The sequence below is a fragment of the Gordonia sp. p3-SID1431 genome (assembly GCF_025143765.1).
Classification (GTDB): Bacteria; Actinomycetota; Actinomycetes; order Mycobacteriales; family Mycobacteriaceae; genus Gordonia; species Gordonia hongkongensis.
Genome location: NZ_JAMBDT010000192.1, coordinates 1 through 1,362 on the forward strand (window position 1 = coordinate 1; position 1,362 = coordinate 1,362).

The 1,362-nt window shown below is 64.3% G+C and carries 1 protein-coding gene; it reads left to right on the forward strand.

The genetic code is table 11. The features are described from left to right. Positions 1-219: 219 nt before the first annotated feature. A partial coding sequence (locus M4D77_RS23735; protein ID WP_259937727.1) for an IS110 family transposase occupies positions 220-1,362 on the forward strand: 1,143 nt, incomplete at its 3' end.

Consider the following 1,362-nt stretch of genomic DNA (forward strand, 5'->3'; position numbering starts at 1 on the left):
GGCCGGTGACCACTCCGAGACCCTGAAACGGTGTCGGATTTCTACACGAAGACCGTGGCCCGGCCGGGTAAGGATCACCCGCTAGAACGCTTCTGGGATGTCGTGCCCCCTGAACCATGTGGGGTGAGCACTGATCCATTAGGCCGCGTCAAGGGTGATCACCCCAAGGTTCACACCGACGATCGATCGAGACGACCGAAGACGAGGTGAACGACCGACATGATCTGTGTGGGCAACGACTGGGCGTCGGATCATCACGACGTGTGCGTGATGGATGAACACGGCACCACCCTGGCCACCCGCCGACTACCCGAGAACGCGGCCGGCGTGACGGCGATGCATGACCTGCTCGCCCGGTTCGCCCACGACCCCTCTGAGGTGGTGGTGGGGATCGAAACCGATCACGGCATGTGGGTCGCCGCCCTGGTCGCCGCGGGCTATCAGGTGTATGCGATCAACCCGTTGTCGGTGTCGCGGTACCGCGACCGCCACCATGTCGGGGGCACCAAATCCGATAAGGCTGACGCGAAAACGCTGGCTGATCTGGTGCGGACCGACCGGCACAATCATCGATTGGTCGCCGCCGACACCGTCGAGGTCAAGGCGATCACGGTGATGGCCCGTACGCATCAGAATCTGGTGTGGGCGCGCTCAGCACAACAGAACGTGTTGCGCGCTCAACTGGGCGCCTACTATCCGGCCGCGGTCGATGCCTTCGGCGGCGACCTCGCCCACAAAGACTGCCTGGCGGTGTTGCGTCGCGCTCCCACCCCACGACAGGGAGCGGCACTGACGGTCGCGGCGATCCGATCAGCTCTGAAACAGGGTGGCCGCCAACGCAATACCGATACCCGTGCCCGCGAGATCCAGCAGGCCCTGCGTGGGGGCGGTCATCTGAGCGCACCGGAGGCACTTACCGCAGCGTATGCGGCGACCGTGACCGTGACGGTGAACATGCTGACGACGCTCAACACCCAAATTGATCAACTGGAAACCAGTATGGCCCAGTCTTTTAGAGCGCATCCGGACGCCGAGATCTACCTGTCCATGCCCGGAGTCGGTGACATCACCGGCGCCCGGATGCTTGGCGAGTTCGGGGACGACCCCGAACGCTATGCCACCGCCAAGTCTCGCAGAAACTATGCCGGCACCTCACCACGGACCATCGCCTCAGGCAAAGGGCACGTCGTGCTGGCCCGCCATATCCGCAACACCCGCCTCAACGCCGCCGCCATGGCGATGGCGCAAAGCGCGCTGACCGGCAGTCCCGGCGCCCGCGTCTACTACGACAGCCTGCGAGATCAGAAGAAGTCCCACCCCCAAGCCTTGCGTGCGCTCGCCAACCGGCTCATCGGCATCCTC